This is a genomic window from Roseivivax marinus (assembly GCF_900109705.1).
Taxonomy (GTDB): domain Bacteria; phylum Pseudomonadota; class Alphaproteobacteria; order Rhodobacterales; family Rhodobacteraceae; genus Roseivivax; species Roseivivax marinus.
In genome coordinates this window covers 393,678-412,361 of record NZ_FOAI01000002.1, presented here as the reverse complement: position 1 = coordinate 412,361, position 18,684 = coordinate 393,678, and the positions used below count along the sequence as shown (strand labels likewise).

Sequence of the window (18,684 nt, the reverse complement as noted above, 5' to 3'; positions counted from 1 at the left end):
GATATAAGGTTTCGTGCCAAGCTGGTCTCCATCGCAGATGCCAGCTTGAATCATGCCCTACGCCCGAGGGGAATCCCTTTTGTCAACACGACCTACGATGTGTACCAGCACCTGATGGACTACTGGGCCGAGGCGCTGCAGGACGATTCCTATGTCATCGCCGCGACCGGCTGGGTCACAGGCTCGCAGCCCCGCGAGATCGTCAAGCGCAAGGGCAAGAGCGGCAAGCTGGAGTGGCCGGAGCCGGGTGACTACATGCTCGGGCGTCGCAGGTTCACATCGGACCTGATCCCGTCACGCCTGATCGTCGCGCGGTACTTCGCGGCCGAGCAGGCCGAGATCGATGCCTTCGACGTGCAGATCGCGGAACTGGAGCAGGACCTTGCCGAGAAGCTCGAAGAGGGCGCGGGCGAGGACGGTCTGCTGGCCGAGGTGATCGAGGGCGAAGGCGACAAGCAGAAGATCACCGCGAAGGCGCTGAAGGCCCGGCTGAAGGAAATCGGCCGCGACCCGGACATGGCCGACGAACGGAAGGCACTCGAAGCCTACCAAAAGGGGATGACCGCGCTCGACGCCACGAAGAAGAAGCGCAAGCCGGCGGACGACGCCCTGTGGAAGAAGGTGCACGACCGCTATGGCAAGCTGACCGAGGACGAGGCCAAGACGCTGGTGGTCGCGGACAAGTGGCTCGACACAATCGAGGCCCGCGTGACCGACGAGGTGGCGCATGTGGCGCAAGCCCTGTCCACCCGGGTCAAGGGGCTGGCCGAGCGGTATGCCATGCCGCTGCCCAAGTTGGAGGAAGAGGTCGATGTGCTTGCCGCCCGTGTCGCAACCCATCTGAAGGCGATGGGGGCCGCATGGACCTGAGGCCCGGCTACAAGCAGACCGAGATTGGCCCGATACCGGAGGACTGGGACGCGGTGCCGTTGGGAGACCTGTTCACGTTCAAGAACGGGCTGAACAAGGCGAAGAAGTATTTCGGCTATGGCACGCCCATCGTGAACTACATGGATGTGTTTCGGCATCCGGGCTTGCGCCTGGACCGGATCGAGGGGCGGGTCGACGTTTCCAAGTCCGAGCTGGAAGCCTTCGAGGTGCGGAAGGGCGACGTGTTCTTTACCCGCACGTCCGAAACCGTTGAGGAGATCGGCGTTGCTGCGGCGATGCTCGATCCGGCGAAGGACACCGTCTTCAGCGGGTTTGTTCTGCGCGCGCGTCCTACGGGCGACAGGCTAGACGACCTGTTCAAAGCCTACTGCTTCTCGCCACGGTACTTTCGCCGACAAGTCGTTGCGCGGGCGACCTACACGACGCGGGCCTTGACCAACGGCCGTTCGCTGTCCGCTGCCATCCTGGCGGTTCCGCCAGTGGCCGAGCAGCAAGCGATAGCGGAAGCGCTCTCGGAAATCGATGCTACGATCACAAAAATCGCTGCACTAGTTAGTAAGAAGCGCGCTGTACAGATTGGAGCCATGCAGCGCTTGCTTTCGGGCGCAACCCGTCTGCCGGGTTTCTCTGAGCCGTGGCAAGAGATGAAGTTAGGCGATTTTGGAGTCTTTCTGAAAGGCAGCGGCGTACGCAGGGACCAAGCTCTTTCCGGCGAACTCCCCTGTGTGAGGTATGGTGAAATCTACACAACTCACCATGACGTCATAAGGCGTTTTAGCTCTCGCATTTCACGGCCTGTCGCGCAGAATGCAACCCGGATCTATTTCCGAGACCTTCTTTTCGCTGCCTCAGGAGAAACGAAAGCCGATATCGGCAAATGTGTTGCTTTCAATTTCGAAACTGAGGCTTACGCTGGCGGCGATATCGTCATTTTGCGCCCTACAAGCGGTAACCCGATCTTCTTGGGCTACCTGATGAACATGCCCGAAATTGCACGGCAAAAGGCCAGCAAAGGCCAAGGTGATGCCGTCGTTCACATCAGCGCCAAAGCACTCGCCTCGATCAATGTGCGCGTTCCGTCGGAGCCTGAACAGGACGCGATAGCGGATGTGCTTACTGATATGGATGCTGAAATCACAGTGCTCGAGTCTCGTCTCGAAAAGACCCGGGCGCTCAAGCAGGGAATGATGCAGGCCTTGCTGACCGGCCGCGTCCGCCTTCCGGTTCAGGGCGAGGCATTGGACGCGTTGGAGGTGGCGCATGCCTGAACGTCCACGCAGCGAACGCGTCACACAGGACCGCCTAGCGACCCACATCACCACACCGGAGGACAAAGGCGGCCTCGGCTACCGGAACCTCGGCGACTGGTCGGGCCGCCCGAACAACCGTTGTGTCGAGCCCGATCTGCTGCGCGCCAATCTCTCCGCTCGCGGCTATTCTGATGACGAGATCAACGCCGCCCTGACGCGCCTGATGCAGGCGATCGAGGTGACCGGCACCACGCTCTATCAGGCCAACCTGCGTACCTACACGCTGCTGCGCTACGGCGTCGATGTGCAGACTTCGGTCGCCGCCCCGCACAAGACGGTGCACCTGATCGACTGGGACAACCCCGCCGCCAACGACTTCGCCCTCGCAGAGGAAGTGACCCTGAAGGGCGGCCACGAACGGCGTCCCGATCTGGTCGTCTACCTCAACGGCCTCGCCGTCGCGGTGATCGAGCTGAAACGCTCGTCAGTCGAGATCGGCGACGGCATCCGGCAGCTGATTTCCAATCAGGACGAGATTTTCAACGCCCCGTTCTTCGCCACCGCGCAGCTTCTGCTGGCGGGCAGCGATGCGCAGGGCCTGCGCTATGGCACGGTCGGAACGCCAGAAACGCTGTTCGTCGACTGGCGGGATGAAGACCCGCCCGCCGGAGACCTGCCCGCTGGCGCGCTGCTGGACCGTCCGGTCGGTCAGATGTTGCGCAAGGACCGGCTGCTCGACCTGATCCGGAATTTCGTGATCTTCGACGCGGGCATCAAGAAGGTCCCCCGGCAACACCAGTTCGTCGGCGTGAAGCTGGCGCAGGAGCGGCTCGCCAAGCGCGAGGGCGGCGTCATCTGGCACACCCAGGGGTCCGGCAAGAGCATTCTGATGGTGCTCTTGGCCAAATGGATCCTCGAACGCGAACCCAATGCCCGCGTGTTGGTCATCACCGACCGCGACGAGCTCGACAAGCAGATCGAGGGTGTGATGCGCAACGCGGGCGTGGTCGCGGCCGATGCGCCATCGCCACGGGTGACGCGCCGCGATGAGTTCGTGAGCTGGCTGGGTGCGAAGTCACCCCGGTTGATCTGCGCGCTGATCCACAAGTTCGACACGACCGATCTGTCCGGGCCGCCCCCGAACGTCAACGGCCGCTTCTACGTGTTCGTCGACGAGTGCCACCGCACCCAGGGCGGCGACATGAACAAGCAGATGAAGCGCTGGCTCGAGGGCGCCATCTTCGTCGGCTTCACCGGAACCCCGTTGCTGCGGAAGGACCGGCAGACCACGCGCGAGGTCTTCGGCACCTACATCCACACCTACAAGTTCCAGGAAGCCGTCCGGGACAAAGTCGTGCTCGACCTGAAATATGCGGCGCGTGACGTGCCACAGCGGATGACCAACCCCGACGAAGTCAACGCATGGTTTGAGCGGTCGACCAAGAACCTCAACAACTTTCAGAAGGCCGTGCTGCGGAAACGCTGGGCCAACATGGAGGAGTTGCTGAGTTCGACGGAGCGCAAGCGCCGGATTGTGGCCGAGGTCGTGAAGGATTTCGATCTGAAGCCGCGACTGAGCGACGACAGAGGGACCGCGATCCTGGTAGCGGCCTCGATCCGCGACGCCTGCGAGTTCTACCGCGAGTTCCAGAGCACCAGGCTCGGGCCGCATGTGGGTATCGTCACGTCATTCGAGCCGAACCACAATGCGATCTCGCGGGAGCCCGCCAACAGCGATGAGCGGTACAAGTACGACACGTACACGAATTTCGTGCTGAAGGGCGGCCAGAGCACGACAGCCTATGAGACCGAGGTCAAGCGGCGCTTCATCGAAGAGCCGGCGAACATGAAGCTCCTGATCGTGGTGTCCAAGCTGCTCACCGGCTTCGACGCACCGAGCTGCAGCTACATCTACCTCGACGACAAGCTGCGGGACCACACGCTGTTCCAGGCGATCTGCCGGACCAACCGGATCGACGGCGATGACAAGGATTACGGACATATCGTCGACTTCAAGGAGCTGTTTGGCGACGTCCAGCACGCAATCGCAGTCTACAGCTCGGATGAACTCGATCTGGATGCGGGCAGCGGCGGCGACAACAACGTCGAGATCAAGAACTGGATCGAAGAGGGGAAGGCGCGCCTCGACGCGGCGCGTGAAGCGCTTCACTATCTCTGCGCTCCGGTGCCCCCGCCGAGAGAAGTAGAGCAGTTCCTGCGGTACTTCTGCGGTGATGCCGCTGATGCGAATGCCCTGACCGAGACCGAGGCGCTGAGGATCTCGTTCTACAAATCCGTGGCGTCGTTCGTTCGGGCCTACGCCGCCATCGCGCAGAACTTGGACGACGCAGGGTATTCCCCCTCCGAACAGAAAGACATCCAGCGCGATGTCGATTTCTACAGTGATCTCAGGGCCGCCATCAAAAAGCATTCGGGCGAAGAACTCGATATCAAGCCTTATGAAGCCGACATGCGGCATCTGCTGAACACCTACATCCAAGCCGATCCCGCCCAAGCGCTGGGTGCGTTGTCCAACGTGTCGCTTACCCAAGCAATCATCGAAACCGGAATCCATCATGCGATCGCCAAGCAGCTGAACGAAAAAGGGAAGCTGTCGAAGAACGCGGTGGCCGAAGGCATCATCAATAATATCCGGAAAACCATCATACGCGATCAGCTGACAGACCCTCGCTTCTATGACGAGATGTCCAAGCTCCTTGAGGATCTGATCCAGCAAAGCCGCGACAGCGCGAAGGCCTATGAGGACTTCCTGAAGAAGGCCGAGGACCTGGTCCGCAAGATGGCGGCACGGGATGCGGGTCCTGACCTGCCTGCAAGCCTTTCGGGCAATCGCGAAGCCGTCGTGATCTACAACAACCTCCCAGACCTACCTGCGACAGGGTTCGTTGTCCCCGCGGACGACGACCAAAGAGCGCATCTGGCGCTGGAAATCGACCGCACCGTACGAGAACACGCCCCTGCGGGCTGGAAGGGTGACCCAGTCCGCGAACGGGAGGTCAAGAACGTCCTTTTCCCGCTTTTCAATCGAGATCGCGACGCGACGCTTGCTATGTTCGAAATCATCAAGAACCAATCGGGGTATTGATGGGTGAAGTGATCGAAATCGGCGATCTGGCCATCGACGTGACCCGGAAGGACGTCAAGAACGTCCATCTGTCGGTCCATCCCCCCGATGGGCGCGTTACGCTCGTTGCACCGACGTCCACCAGGATCGACGTCGCCCGCGCCTATGCGATCACCAAGATCGGCTGGATTCGTCAGCAGCAAGGAAAGCTCGCACAGCAGGCTCGCGAGGCACCACGTCAATTTGTCGGGCGCGAAACTCACTATCTATGGGGCCGCCGACATCTTCTTCGGTTGACGGAATGTGAGGGCAAGCCTGCAGTGCGTCTGGATCATCGAACGATTCATCTTCAAGTGCGCCCTGGAAGCACTTTGGAGACCCGTGCGAAGGTGATACACAATTGGCACCTCAAGCTTCTTCACGCCGCGGTCCCCCCCTTGATCAAGAAGTGGGAAAGCCGGATTGGTGTCGAAGTCCAAGGCTATTTCCTGCAGCGCATGAAGACCAAATGGGGAAGCTGCAACGCGGAACAGCAGACCATTCGTCTGAATACGGAGTTGGTCAAGAAACCCCGGGATTTGCTGGAGTACGTCGTGGTTCACGAGATGATCCACATTCTCGCACCGACCCATAGCCCAAGGTTCTTCGATCTCCTGTCAACGCACTATCCGAGCTGGTCCGAGGCGCGCACTGAATTGAACGAGTTGCCTATCCCGGCACTTTGAGCGGTCCGTTAAGACACCCGCCACACCTCCCCATCATCCAGCCGCTTCACGTAATCGACTGCCGTTCCGTTCCAGTGATACGAGAAATGCGCCCCTTGGGTCGGGATCGGGATCACGTCGGGCCAGAAGACGGCGATGCACTGGCCCTCGGGAAATCGCACGCTGGGCCAGGTGATGCCGTTCGACCCGGCCGCACGGCGTTCGGCCCCGAAAACCTGGGACGCACGGTAGTCCTCCGGCTCCAGAAGATCGGTGCGGGCCGTGGCATCGTCGAGATCGGCGTCGATCGACCCGATCAGCTCGCGGAATTGCGAGGTCCAGCCCTGCGCCTCGTCCGTGGCGCGCATGAAGCGGGCGTGGTGATGGACGGTCTCGGCAATCGCCACCTCGGTGCGGTCGCCCGCATAGTATAGGCCGAAGCTGCCATCCGAGAACCGTCCGGGCCTGAGCGGTGAGCAATGCACGAAGGGCGCCATGACCCAGCTCGCACCGGGGCCGGTCACGCGGCGGGCGACAGGCACCTTGGAGAGATCGCCGATGCTCTCGCGGATGCGCGGGTTGAACTTGGCCTCGGCCGAGGCCAGCGCCTCCCAATCAGCCGGATCGGCGATGTCCTCGAACAGGTCGATGGGCGGGTGGATCGAGCGGATGATGCGGACCGTGCGCGGCCATGTCACGCGGCGGACAGGCACATTCACCAGGCACCCCGTTCGGCATCGAGATAGGCGCGCAGATCGATCAGGTCGGTGATCTCGCCCCGGAGCATGACGTCGAGCGCGCTTCGGCCCGCGAAGGCGGCGTTCGGCCTGCGAATCCAGGCATAGCCCCGGGCAGGGTCGGTGAAGAGATAGCGCAGCGCCTTGTGGATCCCCATCAGGATCGCCATGCGCGCGCGCAGGTCGCGGTCGATCCGGCCGATATTGCCGGTCTTCCACCGCGCCCAGGTGCGCTGCGCCATGTCGCCCAGCAAGGTGCGGGCTTCGGCATCCGTCAGCTCCCAGGCCCGGAACAGGTTGACCGTTGTGCGCGCCAGCGCCGCGGCCTCCTCGTCGGTGATGACGGGAAGATCGCTGCGGGCGGTGACGGGCTGGACCGTGGCGAACTGCATGGCTTTCTCCTTTGGCATCAATATAGATAATATGTGCCAAAAGGCAATATAGGTCGTGCGGTGCCGCCTTGATCGTCTCTAACTCTATTCCCTGTCTTTGCACGCTATGGCGCTACGCCCCTTGAAGACCTGTTGAGCGCAGCCGGTTTCCGGTTTTCTTGATGGACCCGATCCAGGGCCGCCCGTCGGTGGCCACTCACGGAACGGGGACAGCATGGCAGAGGCAGCTCGGAAACCGGAAGCGATGGCCCGCGGCGCGCGGATGCTGCGCACGGCGCTCGGGCCCGCCATCGCCGGGTTTCTGGAAGACCCGATGACCGTCGAGGTCATGCTCAATCCCGACGGGCGGCTCTGGATCGACCGGCTCTCCGAAGGACTCTCCGATACCGGCGCCACCCTGTCCCCAGCCGATGGCGAGCGGATCGTGCGGCTCGTCGCCCATCACGTCGGGGCCGAGGTGCATGCCGCGCACCCGCGCGTCTCGGCCGAATTGCCCGAGACCGGGGAACGCTTCGAAGGGCTATTGCCACCCGTGGTCGCCGCGCCCTGTTTCGCGATCCGCAAACCCGCCGTCGCGGTCTTCACGCTCGCCGACTACATCGCCTCCGGGATCATGACCGAGACCCAGGCGGCGCTGTTGCGCGAGGGCGTCGCCACGCGGGCCAATATCCTCGTGGCGGGCGGGACCTCCACCGGCAAGACGACGCTGACCAATGCGCTGCTGGCCGAGGTGGCCGGATCGTCGGACCGCGTCGTCATCATCGAGGACACGCGCGAGCTGCAATGCACAGCACCCAACCTCGTCGCGCTGCGCACCAAGGACGGCGTCGCCTCGCTCTCCGATCTCGTCCGCTCCTCGCTGCGCCTGCGCCCGGACCGCATTCCCATCGGCGAGGTGCGCGGGGCCGAGGCGCTGGACCTCTTGAAGGCCTGGGGCACGGGTCATCCGGGCGGCATCGGCACCATCCATGCGGGCTCCGCTCTCGGCGCCCTGCGCCGGATGGAGCAGCTCATCCAGGAGGCGGTGGTCACCGTGCCGCGCGCCCTCATCGCCGAGACCATCGATCTGATCGCCGTCCTATCCGGGCGCGGGGCCAACCGGCATCTCGCCGAGCTCGCCCGCGTCGACGGGCTGGGACCGGACGGCGACTATCGCATCTCCCCGGCGGCGCGGCCGACCGGGATGGAAACCGACACAGGAGACCCTTCATGACCCGACCCCTTCACCGGCTGCGCGCGCAGGCCGCGCATGCCGTCACCTATGCCAGCGTCACCCTGATGCTGGCCGGACCCGCCCGGGCGGCAGGCTCCTCCATGCCCTGGGAGGCGCCGCTGCAATCGATCCTCGAGTCGATCGAGGGGCCGGTCGCCAAGATCATCGCGGTGATCATCATCATCGTGACCGGCCTGACGCTGGCCTTCGGCGACAGCTCCGGGGGCTTCCGTCGCCTCATCCAGATCGTCTTCGGCATCTCCATCGCCTTCGCGGCCAGTTCCTTTTTCCTGAGCTTCTTCAGCTTCGGCGGCGGGGCGCTGATCTGATGGATAGCACCTTCGAGCAGCTGGCGGACGTGCCGGGCTTCACTGTCCCGGTCCACCGGGCGTTGACCGAGCCGATCCTGCTGGCCGGTGCGCCGCGGGCCTTCGCGATCCTGAACGGGACGCTGGCCGGGGCCATCGGGCTCGGGCTGCAGCTCTGGGTTGCCGGGATCGTCATCGGCCTTCTGGGCCACCTGGTCGCGGTCTGGGCCGCCCGGCGCGATCCGCTCTTCGTCGAGGTCGGGCGTCGGCATATGCGGCTTCCCGGTCATCTCGAGGTCTGAGGGCACGCTCATGATGAGCCTCGCGGAGTATCGCCGGAAAGGGACGCGGCTCGCGGATTACCTGCCCTGGGCGGCGCTGGTGGCCCCCGGCGTGGTGCTGAACAAGGATGGCAGCCTGCAGCGCTCGTCCCGGTTCCGCGGCCCCGATCTCGACAGCGCGGTCGCGGCGGAACTCGTGGCCGTGGCGGGACGCATCAACAACGCCTTCCGTCGCCTCGGGTCCGGATGGGCGATCTTCGTCGAGGCGCAACGGGTGGCGGCGGCCGACTATCCCGACAGCCGTTTTCCCGATCCGGCCTCGGCGCTCCTCGATGCCGAGCGCCGCGCGGGCTTCGCCGAGCAGGGGGCGCATTTCCAGTCCGAGTATTTTCTGACCTTCCTCTACCTGCCGCCCGCCGAGGAGGCCGCGCGCGCCGAGACCTGGCTCTACGAAGGCCGCGACAAGACCGGCATCGATGCGGGCGAGGTGCTGCGCGGGTTCATCGACCGCACCGACCGGGTGCTGGCACTTTTGGACGGCATCATGCCCGAGTGCCGCTGGATGGGTGACGGCGAGACGCTGACCTACCTGCATTCGACCATCTCGACGCAGACCCACCGGGTCCGCGTGCCGGAAACCCCGGCCTATCTCGACGCGCTTCTCGCCGACCAGCCGCTGACCGGCGGGCTCGAGCCCCGGCTGGGGGACGCCCATCTGCGCGTCCTGACCCTCTCGGGCTTCCCGACCGCCACCACGCCCGGGATCCTCGATGATCTCAACCGGCTGGCCTTTCCCTATCGCTGGGCGACCCGGGCGATCCTGATGGACAAGACAGAGGCCGCGCGGATGGTCGCCCGCATCCGCCGCCAATGGTTCGCCAAGCGCAAATCCATCGCCGCGATCCTGAAGGAGGTGATGACCAACGAGCAATCGGCGCTGGTCGACACGGACGCTGCCAACAAGGCCGCCGATGCCGACATGGCCCTGCAGGAGCTCGGTGCTGATATCGCAGGCGAGGCCTATGTCACGGCGACGCTCATCGTCTGGGACGAGGACCCGCGCCGCGCCGACGAGAATCTCCGCCTCGTCGAGAAGGTCATTCAGGGCCGGGATTTCACTGCCATGGTCGAGACGGTCAACGCCGTCGATGCCTGGCTCGGCTCGCTGCCGGGGCAGGCCTACGCCAATGTCCGCCAGCCTCCCGTTTCCACCCTGAACCTCGCCCACATGATCCCCCTCTCCGCCGTCTGGGCGGGGGAGGAGCGGGACACGCATTTCGACGGCCCGCCGCTGCTTTATGGCAAGACCGAAGGCGCGACACCGTTCCGGCTTTCGCTCCATGTGGGCGATGTCGGTCATACGCTGGTCGTCGGTCCAACCGGGGCGGGCAAATCCGTGCTCCTCGCGCTCATGGCGCTGCAGTTCCGCCGCTACCCGGGCGCACAGGTCTTCGCCTTCGATTTCGGGGGTTCGATCCGCGCCGCCACCCTCGCCATGGGCGGCGACTGGCATGATCTCGGCGGTGAACTGACCGAGGCGGCGGAAGCCACGGTCTCCCTCCAGCCGCTCGCCCGGATCGACGATCCCACCGAGCGCTCTTGGGCTGCGGGCTGGATCGGCGCGATCCTCGCCCGCGAGGGCATCACGATCACCCCGGAGGTGAAAGAGCATCTCTGGTCCGCGCTGAGCTCGCTGGCCTCGGCCCCTGTCGGCGAACGGACGATCACCGGTCTCGCGGTCCTGCTGCAATCCACCGATCTGAAACAGGCCCTGCGGCCCTATTGCCTCGGCGGAGCACATGGGCGGCTGCTCGATGCCGAGACCGAAGAGCTCGGCGCGGCCTCTGTCCTGGCCTTCGAGATCGAGGGGCTGGTCGGAACCGCCGCGGCGCCCGCAGTGCTCTCCTATCTCTTCCACCGGATCGGCGACCGGCTCGACGGGCGACCGACGCTCCTGATCATCGACGAGGGCTGGCTTGCGCTCGATGACGAGGGCTTCGCGGGCCAGCTCCGCGAATGGCTGAAGACGCTGCGCAAGAAGAACGCCTCGGTCATCTTCGCGACCCAGTCGCTCAGCGACATCGACGCTTCCCCCATCGCGCCCGCCATCATCGAAAGCTGCCCGACGCGGCTGCTTCTCCCCAACGAACGCGCCATCGAGCCGCAGATCACCGCGATCTACCGCCGCTTCGGCCTCAATGACCGCCAGATCGAGATCCTCGCCCGCGCCACGCCCAAGCGCGACTACTACTGCCAGTCGCGGCGCGGCAACCGGCTCTTCGAGCTCGGTCTCTCGGAGGTGGGCCTCGCGCTCTGCGGCGCCTCCGCCAAGTCCGATCAGACACTGATCTCGGAGATCCTCGCAGAGCATGGCCGCGAGGGCTTCCTGGCCGCCTGGCTCGAGGCCCGCGGGGTCGGCTGGGCCGCCGAGCTGATCCCCGACCTCACCAATCTCGCACCGGGACCTGAAGTTCCGGATGCACCGATCCCCCAAGCCCCCGAACCCGCAAAGGAGACCACCCCATGACCCATGCCGCCCATCGCCTGACCAAGCTCGCCAGCGCCTCCGCGGTCGCCCTTGCGCTCGCCGCCCCCATCGGCCTGTCGCCGATCGTCGCGACGCCCGCCCAGGCCTTCCTCTTCGGTGGGGGCGGACGCATCGTCTACGACCCGCGCAATCACGCCGAGAACATCCTCTCGGCCGCCCGAGCGCTCGAGCAGATCAACAACCAGATCACCCAGCTGCAGAACGAGGCGCAGATGCTGATGAACCAGGCGCGCAACCTCGCGAGCCTGCCCTATTCCTCGCTGCAGGCGCTGCAGCAGAACGTGGACCGGACCCGGCAACTCCTGAGCCAGGCGCAGAACATCGCCTTCGATGTCGCCCAGATCGACCAGGTCTTCCAGCAGGACTATGCCGATATCCCCATGGCCGCGCCCGAAGCGCAGCTTCTGGCTGATGCCCGGTCCCGCTGGGAAAACACCGTCGGCGGTCTGCAGGATGCGCTCCGCGTGCAGGCAGGCGTCGTCGGCAATCTCGACGGCCAGCGCGCCGAGCTCTCCGCCCTTGTCGGCGAAAGCCAATCCGCCATCGGCGCCTTGCAGGCGACCCAGGCCGGCAACCAGCTCCTGGCGCTCCAATCCCAGCAGATCGCTGACCTGATCGCGGTCGTCGCCGCCAATGGCCGCGCAACCGCGCTGGTCGAGGCGGAGCGGTCCGCGGCCGCCGAACAAGGCCGGGTCCAGCGCGAGCGCTTCCTCACTCCGGGCACGGGCTACCAGCCCGGCAATGCCCGGATGTTCAACAACTGAAGGGAGCTGGCCCATGGAGGGATCGGTCCTCGCGCGCATCGCCGCCATCGTCTTCGTCGCCATCGCGATCACCGCGGCACTGGTGGAGATGGGCCGGGACGAGGCGGGGCAGGCGGCGCGTCCGGCAGTTCCCCTGATGCCGGAGGCCGATCCCCTGCGCGCCGAACAGAGGCGCTGCCAGGAACTGGGCGAAGCCGGGGCCTCTGATCCCGATTGCCTCGCCGTCTGGGCCGAAACCCGCGACCGCTTTCTCGGGCGCGACCGAACCGGGGGCGAATGAGCCATGGGCGGCACCGGCGTCATCGACACCTTCCTCGGGGTCTTCACCTCTTACATCGACAGCGGTTTCGGGCTGCTCGGTGGCGAGGTCGCCTTCATCGCGAGCACGCTCATCGTGATCGACGTGACGCTGGGGGCACTCTTCTGGGCCTGGGGTGCCGATGACGACATCATCGCCCGTCTCGTGAAAAAGACCCTCTTCGTCGGCGTCTTCGCCTGGCTCATCTCCAACTGGAACAGCCTCGCCGCCATCGTCTTCGACAGTTTCGCGGGGCTGGGGCTCTTGGCCTCCGGGACCGGCTTCTCGCCTGCCGATCTCCTGCGACCGGGCCGGGTGGCGCAGACCGGGCTCGATGCCGGGCGGCCGCTTCTGGAATCCACCGCCGATCTCATGGGCTTCGTCGCCTTCTTCGAGAACTTCATCCAGATCGCCTGCCTGCTCTTCGCCTGGGCGCTGGTGCTGCTCGCGTTCTTCCTGCTCGCCGTGCAACTTTTCGTGACGCTCATCGAGTTCAAGCTGACGACCCTCGCGGGCTTCGTGCTCATCCCCTTTGGCCTCTTCGGCAAGACCGCCTTCATGGCCGAGCGGGTGCTCGGCAATGTCGTCTCCTCCGGCATCAAGGTGCTGGTGCTGGCGGTGATCATCGGCATCGGCTCGACGCTTTTCGGCCAGTTCACCGCCGGGTTCGGGGGCGTGACCCCCACGATCGACGAGGCCATGGCGATCGTGCTGGCCGCGCTCTCGCTCCTCGGTCTCGGCATCTTCGGCCCCGGCATTGCCACCGGCCTCGTCTCGGGCGGGCCGCAACTGGGCGCGGGGGCCGCCGTTGGCACCGGGCTGGCGGTCGGTGGGGCTGCCGTCGCGGCGGGTGGCGGGGCCATGCTCGCGGCCCGAGGTACAGGCGCACTCGCCTCGGCCGGGGCCGCTGTCACGCGCGGCGCTGCGGCGGCCACCGGGGCTGCCTCCACAGCCTACAGCCTCGGATCCATGGGTCAGACCGGGGCCGTCAGGGTCGCCTCCGGTCTCGGTGGTGTGGCCCGGGCTGCGGGATCCGCGGCTGCATCGCCCCTGCGCCGGGCCGCCGCCTCGGCTTCCGACGCCGTCAAGTCAAGCCACGCCGGAGGCGCGCGCCCGGGGTTCGCTGCCACCGGCGGCACCTCCTCGCTCGGCAGCGGGGCAGGCGCCTCCACCGCTGCGTCCGGCCAAACAGGCAGTCCACCGGCCTGGGCGCGTTCGATGCGCCGCAGCCAGGCCATGAGCCATGGCGTCTCCGCCGCCACCCATGCGCTGCGCGCCGGGGACAGCCCCGGCTCAGGCACCTCCGTTCCCATCTCTGAAAGTGATCGCCCATGAGCCTCTTCAAACGCGCCGCCGCGCATTACGGCAAGACACCCGAACCCGAGACCCCTTACCAGAAGGCCGCCCAGGTCTGGGACGAGCGCATCGGCTCCGCCCGGGTGCAGGCGAAGAACTGGCGGCTCATGGCCTTCGGATGCCTGATCCTCGCGGGTGGCTTCGCCACGGCGTTGGTCTGGCAATCGGCGCGCGGCACCGTGGTGCCCTATGTCGTCGAGATCGACCGGCATGGCGAGGCGCGCGCCGTCGAGGCCGCCAGCGCCGGGTATCGCCCGAGCGATCCGCAGATCGCCTGGCATCTCGCCCGATTCATAGAAGAGGTCCGGGGCCTGCCCGCCGATCCCATCGTCGTCAGGCAGAACTGGCTGCGGGCATATGAGTTCACCACCGATGGCGGCGCGCTGGCGCTGAACGACCATGCCCGCGCCAACGATCCCTTCACGCGGGTCGGCGAGGACCAGGTCTCGGTGGAGGTCTCGAGCGTGATCCGCGCCTCGCCCGACAGTTTCCGGGTGGCCTGGTCCGAGCGGCACTACGAGAACGGCCAGCTCGCCCGCACCGAACGCTGGACCGCGATCCTGACCATCGTGATCGACCCGCCGCGCACGGCGGACCGTCTGCGCGCCAACCCCCTCGGCATTTACGTGAACGCGATCAACTGGTCGCGGGAGATGAGCCAATGACCCGACCGATCCTGCCCACCATTCTCCTCGCCACCACGCTTCTGGCCGGTTGCGCCAACGACCGCCCGCCCACATTCGCCTATGACGACGCGGTGCCGCCCTTGCCATCGCCGCCTGCCACGGCGCCCGATGACCGGCCGCGCCCGCTCCATGTCCCGCCCGCTTGGACCCCGAGCCGGGGCGGGGAGGCGGCTGCCACACCTGTCGCGCAGGTCGGCAATGCCAATGCCGCCGCCCGCGTCGAACCGCGGCAAGCGGGGTATTTCAACGCGATCCAGATCTATCCCTGGTCCGAGGGTGCGCTCTATCAGGTGTACGCCGCCCCGGGCCAGATCACGACCATCGCGCTCGAACCCGGCGAACGTCTCGCCGGCACCGGCCCGATCGCGGCGGGCGATACCGCGCGCTGGATCATCGGCGACACCGAAAGCGGCGCCGGCCGTGACACCCGCGTCCTCGTCCTCGTGAAACCCACCCGGCCCGATATCAGCACGAACCTCGTGATCTCGACCGACCGGCGCACCTACCTGATCGAACTCAACGCCAGCGAAGAGACCTGGATGCCCGCCATCTCCTGGGCCTATCCGCGTGCGCCCGACGCCCCACGCGTCGTGCCGGCCATGCCGCGCATCCCGCCCGCGCATGCCCGCAATCACCGGTATGGGCTGCAGGGCGACAGCCCGCCCTGGCGGCCGGTTTCTGTCTTCGATGACGGGCGCCGTACTTACGTCGTCTTCCCGCGCGGCATCGCCCAGGGCGAGATGCCGCCGCTTTTCGTCCTCGGCACCGATGGCGAGCTGGAAATTGTGAACTCCCGGATCCACGGCAATGTGCTGATCGTCGATAGGCTTTTCGGTGCGGCCGAGTTGCGCCTTGGCCGCGGTCCCCGGCAGGAGGTGGTCCGCATCCTGCGGATCGAACCCCGGACCGAGGCGACGGTGGTGCGGCACGATGCGGAGCAGGGGACATGACCGAGACATCGACCGACACCGCTGCCGCCATGCGCCTGCGCGCCGATCCGCCGCGCGTCACGCGGATTTCCCGCAAGGTGATCATCGGGCTCGGCGTTGTCGCGGGCCTCGGGATCGGTGCGGCACTGATCTACGGCCTGCAACGTCCGGACAGGACGGCCGCCCCGGAGGAGTTAATCACGACGGACCGTCGCCAGCCCGCCGATGGTCTCCGCGATCTGCCCGGCAGCTATGACGCGATCCCGCGGCTCGGACCGCCCCTGCCGGGCGACCTCGGTGGTGGCATCCTTGACGCGCAGCAACGGGGCCAGCCCATCGCGGCTCCAAGTCTCGCGCCCCCGACAATGGACCCGGCGGAGCAGCAACGCCTCGCGGAACTGGAAGCGGCGCGCGTGAGTGACCTCTTCTTCCAGACGCGGCCCGGAGCGCCCGTATCCACCGGGTTCCAGATGCCCGCAGCGGCTCCGGGGAGCGGTTTGGCCGCCACTCCGGAGACCGATCCACGCCAAGCCTTCCTGACCGCTCCGACCGACCGCCGAACGGTCGCCCCCGACCGCGTGCAACCACCGGTCTCGCCCTGGCTTCTGCAGGCCGGCTCCGTCATCCCGGCCGCGCTGATCACCGGCATTCGCTCCGACCTTCCCGGTCAGATCACCGCGCAGGTCACCCAGAACGTCTATGACAGCCCCACGGGAAGCCTGCTTCTTATCCCGCAGGGCACCCGGTTGATCGGCGCCTATGACGACAGCGTCACCGTCGGCCAGCGCCGCGTGCTCTTGGTCTGGACCCGGCTGATTTTCCCAGATGGACGATCCCTCGTCCTCGAACGCCTGCCCGGGGCGGATGCCGCGGGGTATGCCGGTCTCGAGGACCGCGTCGACAATCACTGGGCCAGCATCTTGCGCGCGGCGGGGCTTTCGACCCTGCTCGCGGTCGGCGCGGAGCTTTCCCTCGATGAGGACGACCGGCTCGCCCGCGCGCTCCGCGACGGAGCCCTGGACACGATCAACGAGGCCGGACAACGGATCGTTCAACGCCAGCTGGAGATCCCGCCGACCCTCACCATCCGCCCGGGCTTCCCGGTCCGCGTGATCGTCACGCGCGACCTCGTTGTCGCGCCGTCCAGAGGCTGACATGACCAAGCTGAAACTCGGACCGATCCCGGACGACAAGCCGGTGAAGCTGACTGTTGAGCTGCCTGCGCAATTGCACCGTGATTTGATCGCCTATGGTGAAATCCTCGGCCGGGAGGCGGGTCAGGGACCAATCGAACCGAAGAAGCTGGTGGTACCCATGCTGGAGCGGTTCATCGCGACGGATCGCGGCTTTGCGAAGGCGCGTCGAAACCCCTAGTCGACCACTGGGTAGAACGGCCGTCCCCAGTCTTCTTGTGAATTGTCCATCATCAGGTCCACGAAAACCGGGACCAAAAAGGCGAGTATCTCTGCGCCATCGCGGACTTGTGCACGGTTCACTCCGCTGTTCCAGGTCGATCCGCCGTGCACCAACTGATTCCGCAGCACGTAGAGCCGGTCGAAGACAAAACTCAGAACACGAACGCTGTCGCCGGCTTGAAACGACTGTGCGAAGCTGCGAGAGGATGATCGGAACCTCTCCTCCCAATCCTCGAATCCGTCGATGCCGTTTTGATGCTGCCAAAACGGGTTGAAGACGAAATGGTTCTCCATGAGGGTTCGAACAGGACCGGAGAACCGCTGCCATAGCGCCTTGTAGATGCGCCGCTTTTCGTCCCGCGCCACCAGCTTGCCGAAGAAATCGACGAATGCAGCTCTTTCGCCGGGGGCCACCGACTGGAATTCGCGCTCGTCGGCATAGGCTGCGTTGAAGGCGATCCAGAGGAAGATGAAGCGTGCATCTTGATCGTCACCGCACGCCTCGGCGCGTCCGATCCAGCTGATGGAGCGGTGCACACGCAGGCCCATCGTCTGGGGAAAGCCTGCACGAATCGCGCGTTGCTTCTCCTTCAAGGTGCTGAACGACAGGCTGTCTTGCATCGAATTCCTCCGTCTTAAATTCTCTTTCACGGCATCGCGCCGAAATCGGATCGGCGGTATCCTTCGACCATCGCCCGGAGCGCCTTCGGGGCAATCACCTCGACCTTGTCCCCCCACTGGTAGAGGTGCCACGTCATCTCCACCCAGCCAGCCGCCTCGAAACGTACGACAAGGCTGCCGTCTTCTTGCGCCTCGAGCACTTGCCGGGGATGAAAGCGGAAGCCCGCAGCGCGTTCGGCCGCCTCTGGCGCGAAACGCCAGATCACCTCGCCGTATTGTTCGGGATCCTGCCAGACCCCGAAGGACCGCGCGGCGTAATCCACGATGCTGAAACCCTCCTGAAGCCGAAAGCTCTCGTCCAGAACCTCCGCCGCGCGGATCAGGTCAATGCGGAAATTGCGTACCTCGTCTGCTTTGGCAGGGTCGCGTGCCGCCAGGTAAGTCCGGTGACCCAGCAAGACCCCGTGCGGTTCGAGGATGCGGCTTGAGTCGTCCCGGTTGTAGCGCACGCGCAGCCGAAAGGGGCCGCGCAGCGCCTCGATGATGGCGTCGAGCACGTATGGCTGGACACTGACCCGCGGGCCGGGGCGCGTGACCTGTCCCATTGCGGCTAGGACCGCCTCTGCGTCGGTCTCGATACGAGACCGGGAGGGCGCCTGAGCAAGCAGCCCTTCGCGAAGATCGACCAGGGCCCGGGCATGACGCAGCCGACCCTCTTCCTTTGCACCGCGGGCGGCGATCTCCAATGCCTCTACACCTGTTTCGTGGCGGAGTTGCAGGCGGTCGAGGCCGGGATCTACAAGGCGCCAGCGTCGTTTGCGGTCCTCGCCATCCTCTACTAGGACGTTTCCAAAGGTTGCCTCCAGCGCGTCGGTCATCCGCTGCGCTGTCCGGTGCGATACCTCAAACTCCAGGGCGATCTCTTCAAGGCTGATCCCACTGCGTCTTGCCGCAGCCAACTGTGCGAGCCGGATCAGATCCTGAGCCTTGGAAAAGGACATGCGCGCCTCGCAGCCTGCCAGCTTTTGTCACCCCCAGAGGCTAGGAAGGTCGTTGCGTCCTGTCGAGCCGATTCTCTGAAATGTTCGGAAGTAAGAGGTACTGGGGCCTGACAGGCGCACCGATGCGAGGGAGACGAGCGGAGACATGCGTGGAGGTGCTCAATATGGGAGCCCAGACTCTCAAATCTCCATTGCTTCTCTGACA

Annotated in this window: 18 protein-coding genes and 1 pseudogene; 15 read left to right on the top strand and 4 right to left on the bottom strand. The window is 65.5% G+C overall.

Going from position 1 to position 18,684, the window contains the following annotated elements; translation table 11 throughout:
• The 4 genes and pseudogenes from BMX29_RS04575 to BMX29_RS04560 all read left to right on the top strand — a co-directional run.
• Nucleotides 1-870 (top strand): annotated as a pseudogene (locus BMX29_RS04575) (hypothetical protein); the annotation flags it as partial.
• Entirely contained in the window at nucleotides 861-2,159 is a 1,299-nt protein-coding gene (locus BMX29_RS04570; protein ID WP_092810744.1) for a restriction endonuclease subunit S, read from the top strand. The pseudogene BMX29_RS04575 and the gene BMX29_RS04570, both read left to right, overlap by 10 nt.
• A complete protein-coding gene (locus tag BMX29_RS04565) occupies nucleotides 2,152-5,247 on the top strand; it encodes a type I restriction endonuclease subunit R (RefSeq protein WP_092810742.1) in 3,096 nt (1,031 codons plus the stop codon). Before BMX29_RS04570 ends, BMX29_RS04565 begins: the two co-directional genes overlap by 8 nt.
• Nucleotides 5,247-5,951: a M48 family metallopeptidase gene (locus BMX29_RS04560; protein WP_092810740.1), complete on the top strand. Its 705-nt coding sequence runs from the start codon at nucleotides 5,247-5,249 to the stop codon at nucleotides 5,949-5,951. Before BMX29_RS04565 ends, BMX29_RS04560 begins: the two co-directional genes overlap by 1 nt.
• 8 nt (nucleotides 5,952-5,959) lie before the next feature.
• Here the strand turns inward: BMX29_RS04560 and BMX29_RS04555 are convergent, their stop codons facing one another.
• Nucleotides 5,960-6,649 (bottom strand): RES family NAD+ phosphorylase, encoded by a 690-nt coding sequence (locus BMX29_RS04555; RefSeq protein WP_425314269.1) that lies wholly within the window; start codon nucleotides 6,647-6,649, stop codon nucleotides 5,960-5,962.
• On the bottom strand, nucleotides 6,646-7,059 hold the full coding sequence (locus BMX29_RS04550) for an MbcA/ParS/Xre antitoxin family protein (protein WP_092810738.1): 414 nt from the start codon (nucleotides 7,057-7,059) through the stop codon (nucleotides 6,646-6,648). The genes BMX29_RS04555 and BMX29_RS04550 overlap by 4 nt, the downstream gene beginning before the upstream one ends.
• A 262-nt stretch (nucleotides 7,060-7,321) precedes the next feature.
• Between BMX29_RS04550 and trbB the strand changes: the two genes are divergently transcribed.
• Genes trbB through BMX29_RS04495 form a run of 11 tightly spaced genes read left to right on the top strand, consistent with a single transcriptional unit; the run spans nucleotide 7,322 to nucleotide 16,816 of the window.
• The gene (gene trbB / locus BMX29_RS04545) at nucleotides 7,322-8,272 is read left to right on the top strand and encodes a P-type conjugative transfer ATPase TrbB (RefSeq protein WP_425314270.1); all 951 of its coding nucleotides are present in this window, start codon (nucleotides 7,322-7,324) and stop codon (nucleotides 8,270-8,272) included.
• Nucleotides 8,269-8,601: a TrbC/VirB2 family type IV secretion system protein gene (locus BMX29_RS04540; protein ID WP_092810734.1), complete on the top strand. Its 333-nt coding sequence runs from the start codon at nucleotides 8,269-8,271 to the stop codon at nucleotides 8,599-8,601. The genes trbB and BMX29_RS04540 overlap by 4 nt, the downstream gene beginning before the upstream one ends.
• Nucleotides 8,601-8,882: a VirB3 family type IV secretion system protein gene (locus tag BMX29_RS04535; protein ID WP_092810732.1), complete on the top strand. Its 282-nt coding sequence runs from the start codon at nucleotides 8,601-8,603 to the stop codon at nucleotides 8,880-8,882. Before BMX29_RS04540 ends, BMX29_RS04535 begins: the two co-directional genes overlap by 1 nt.
• Before the next feature lie 10 nt (nucleotides 8,883-8,892).
• The gene (trbE, locus tag BMX29_RS04530) at nucleotides 8,893-11,388 is read left to right on the top strand and encodes a conjugal transfer protein TrbE (protein WP_092810730.1); all 2,496 of its coding nucleotides are present in this window, start codon (nucleotides 8,893-8,895) and stop codon (nucleotides 11,386-11,388) included.
• The gene (gene trbJ, locus BMX29_RS04525; RefSeq protein ID WP_092810728.1) at nucleotides 11,385-12,173 is read left to right on the top strand and encodes a P-type conjugative transfer protein TrbJ; all 789 of its coding nucleotides are present in this window, start codon (nucleotides 11,385-11,387) and stop codon (nucleotides 12,171-12,173) included. Before trbE ends, trbJ begins: the two co-directional genes overlap by 4 nt.
• 13 nt (nucleotides 12,174-12,186) lie before the next feature.
• On the top strand, nucleotides 12,187-12,453 hold the full coding sequence (gene trbK-alt, locus BMX29_RS04520; protein WP_092810726.1) for a putative entry exclusion protein TrbK-alt: 267 nt from the start codon (nucleotides 12,187-12,189) through the stop codon (nucleotides 12,451-12,453).
• A 3-nt stretch (nucleotides 12,454-12,456) separates the two neighbouring features.
• Nucleotides 12,457-13,806 (top strand): P-type conjugative transfer protein TrbL, encoded by a 1,350-nt coding sequence (trbL, locus tag BMX29_RS04515; RefSeq protein ID WP_092810724.1) that lies wholly within the window; start codon nucleotides 12,457-12,459, stop codon nucleotides 13,804-13,806.
• A complete protein-coding gene (gene trbF / locus BMX29_RS04510) occupies nucleotides 13,803-14,492 on the top strand; it encodes a conjugal transfer protein TrbF (RefSeq protein WP_092810723.1) in 690 nt (229 codons plus the stop codon). The genes trbL and trbF overlap by 4 nt, the downstream gene beginning before the upstream one ends.
• A complete protein-coding gene (trbG, locus tag BMX29_RS04505) occupies nucleotides 14,489-15,463 on the top strand; it encodes a P-type conjugative transfer protein TrbG (protein ID WP_092810721.1) in 975 nt (324 codons plus the stop codon). Before trbF ends, trbG begins: the two co-directional genes overlap by 4 nt.
• On the top strand, nucleotides 15,460-16,596 hold the full coding sequence (locus tag BMX29_RS04500; RefSeq protein ID WP_092810720.1) for a TraB/TrbI/VirB10 family type IV secretion system protein: 1,137 nt from the start codon (nucleotides 15,460-15,462) through the stop codon (nucleotides 16,594-16,596). Before trbG ends, BMX29_RS04500 begins: the two co-directional genes overlap by 4 nt.
• A gap of 1 nt (nucleotide 16,597) precedes the next feature.
• Complete coding sequence (locus BMX29_RS04495) at nucleotides 16,598-16,816, top strand: DUF2274 domain-containing protein (RefSeq protein WP_092810718.1); 219 nt, start codon at nucleotides 16,598-16,600, stop codon at nucleotides 16,814-16,816.
• Here BMX29_RS04495 and BMX29_RS04490 read toward each other — a convergent pair.
• Together BMX29_RS04490 and BMX29_RS04485 are read right to left on the bottom strand one after the other, a co-directional pair.
• Nucleotides 16,813-17,478 (bottom strand): HEPN domain-containing protein, encoded by a 666-nt coding sequence (locus tag BMX29_RS04490; protein ID WP_175471117.1) that lies wholly within the window; start codon nucleotides 17,476-17,478, stop codon nucleotides 16,813-16,815. The two genes, BMX29_RS04495 and BMX29_RS04490, sit on opposite strands and share 4 nt — an antisense overlap.
• A 26-nt stretch (nucleotides 17,479-17,504) precedes the next feature.
• Nucleotides 17,505-18,479, bottom strand: coding sequence for a helix-turn-helix transcriptional regulator (locus BMX29_RS04485; protein WP_092810716.1), 975 nt, complete (start codon nucleotides 18,477-18,479; stop codon nucleotides 17,505-17,507).
• Nucleotides 18,480-18,684 lie beyond the last annotated feature (205 nt).

Bases quoted from the DNA above. Each gene is read 5' to 3' on its own strand.
- BMX29_RS04495 (WP_092810718.1), top strand. From the start codon at position 16,598: ATGACCAAGCTGAAACTCGGACCGATCCCGGACGACAAGCCGGTGAAG.
- BMX29_RS04550 (WP_092810738.1), bottom strand. From the start codon at position 7,059: ATGCAGTTCGCCACGGTCCAGCCCGTCACCGCCCGCAGCGATCTTCCC.
- BMX29_RS04565 (WP_092810742.1), top strand. From the start codon at position 2,152: ATGCCTGAACGTCCACGCAGCGAACGCGTCACACAGGACCGCCTAGCG.
- trbE (WP_092810730.1), top strand. From the start codon at position 8,893: ATGATGAGCCTCGCGGAGTATCGCCGGAAAGGGACGCGGCTCGCGGAT.
- BMX29_RS04485 (WP_092810716.1), bottom strand. From the start codon at position 18,479: ATGTCCTTTTCCAAGGCTCAGGATCTGATCCGGCTCGCACAGTTGGCT.
- trbF (WP_092810723.1), top strand. From the start codon at position 13,803: ATGAGCCTCTTCAAACGCGCCGCCGCGCATTACGGCAAGACACCCGAA.
- BMX29_RS04540 (WP_092810734.1), top strand. From the start codon at position 8,269: ATGACCCGACCCCTTCACCGGCTGCGCGCGCAGGCCGCGCATGCCGTC.
- BMX29_RS04535 (WP_092810732.1), top strand. From the start codon at position 8,601: ATGGATAGCACCTTCGAGCAGCTGGCGGACGTGCCGGGCTTCACTGTC.
- BMX29_RS04500 (WP_092810720.1), top strand. From the start codon at position 15,460: ATGACCGAGACATCGACCGACACCGCTGCCGCCATGCGCCTGCGCGCC.
- trbG (WP_092810721.1), top strand. From the start codon at position 14,489: ATGACCCGACCGATCCTGCCCACCATTCTCCTCGCCACCACGCTTCTG.
- BMX29_RS04490 (WP_175471117.1), bottom strand. From the start codon at position 17,478: ATGCAAGACAGCCTGTCGTTCAGCACCTTGAAGGAGAAGCAACGCGCG.
- trbK-alt (WP_092810726.1), top strand. From the start codon at position 12,187: ATGGAGGGATCGGTCCTCGCGCGCATCGCCGCCATCGTCTTCGTCGCC.
- trbB (WP_425314270.1), top strand. From the start codon at position 7,322: ATGCTGCGCACGGCGCTCGGGCCCGCCATCGCCGGGTTTCTGGAAGAC.
- BMX29_RS04570 (WP_092810744.1), top strand. From the start codon at position 861: ATGGACCTGAGGCCCGGCTACAAGCAGACCGAGATTGGCCCGATACCG.
- trbL (WP_092810724.1), top strand. From the start codon at position 12,457: ATGGGCGGCACCGGCGTCATCGACACCTTCCTCGGGGTCTTCACCTCT.
- trbJ (WP_092810728.1), top strand. From the start codon at position 11,385: ATGACCCATGCCGCCCATCGCCTGACCAAGCTCGCCAGCGCCTCCGCG.
- BMX29_RS04560 (WP_092810740.1), top strand. From the start codon at position 5,247: ATGGGTGAAGTGATCGAAATCGGCGATCTGGCCATCGACGTGACCCGG.